Source organism: Vibrio sp. 10N.222.52.B7, from assembly GCF_041474275.1.
Classification (GTDB): Bacteria; Pseudomonadota; Gammaproteobacteria; order Enterobacterales; family Vibrionaceae; genus Vibrio; species Vibrio crassostreae_C.
Genome location: NZ_JBFRTU010000498.1, coordinates 1 through 1,068, shown reverse-complemented (window position 1 = coordinate 1,068; position 1,068 = coordinate 1). Strand labels below are relative to the sequence as shown.

Here is a 1,068-nt window from a genome sequence, read left to right as displayed (position 1 = left end):
GAATTCCGCCTTGAAACATCAGGTTCAGTGTTAAACGCGCCTTATCCTGCGCTGCTGAAAGGCCTGATTTTTGTCGTTTTGTGTGTTCTTGTTGTCCAGTTTGTATTGCACCTAATCCAAGAGTTGATGGGTCTAAGGAAGAATGACGATGTTTGATTTATCTTCTATTGGTATCGCATGGGGCAGCTTGCTCATGCTGGTTATGATGATTGGCTTGCTACTGACCGGTATGCAGCTAGCGTTCGTAACAGGCTTTGTCGCGATTTTCTTCACTCTATGCTGGTTTGGCCCTGATGCCTTACCTTTGATCGCAAGCCGTACCTACAGTTTTGCTTCTGGTTATGTGTTCTTAGCAGTACCGATGTTCGTTTTGATGGCGGCTTTATTAGACCGTTCGGGTATCGCGCGTGATCTGTTTGATGCCATGAAATCTGTTGGCCGTAAGGTTCGTGGTGGTGTTGCAGTTCAAACGCTATTAGTTGCGGTTCTATTGGCTTCGATGTCAGGCGTTATCGGTGGTGAAACGGTACTACTGGGTATTCTTGCTCTGCCACAAATGCTTCGCTTGGGTTATGACCGTAAGCTGGCTATCGGTACAACCTGTGCGGGTGGTGCACTTGGCACTATGCTTCCACCAAGTATCGTACTGATCATCTACGGTATGACAGCCAGCGTATCGATTGGCGACCTGTTCAAAGCGTCTTTCTTACCTGCGTTTATTCTTGCTGGCTGTTACATCGGCTACGTGTTGATTCGCTGTAAGCTGAATCCTTCTCTGGCTCCTCTTCCAAGTGATGATGAGACAGAAGAAGATATCGCAAATCAGCCAAGCTACTTCAAGGCTCTGTTCTTCCCACTGCTTTCTGTAGCAACAGTTCTAGGTAGTATCTACACGGGTATCGCTTCAGTAACAGAAGCTTCGGCTTTGGGTGTGGTTGGTATCATGATCAGTGCGCTTATCCGTGGTGAGTTGAATTTCAACATGCTGAAAGAGAGTGCCATCGCAACCATGCGTACCTGCGGCATGATCATGTGGATTGGTATCGGTGCTAGTGCATTGGTTGGTAT

Annotated in this window: 1 protein-coding gene and 1 pseudogene; both read left to right on the top strand. The window is 47.4% G+C overall.

What is annotated here, in order from left to right; genetic code table 11:
• Window positions 1-156 (top strand): annotated as a pseudogene (locus AB4512_RS23880) (TRAP transporter small permease); the annotation flags it as partial.
• Window positions 149-1,068, top strand: a 920-nt coding sequence (locus tag AB4512_RS23875) for a TRAP transporter large permease subunit (RefSeq protein ID WP_372175981.1), incomplete at its 3' end; no start/stop codon positions are given. The pseudogene AB4512_RS23880 and the gene AB4512_RS23875, both read left to right, overlap by 8 nt.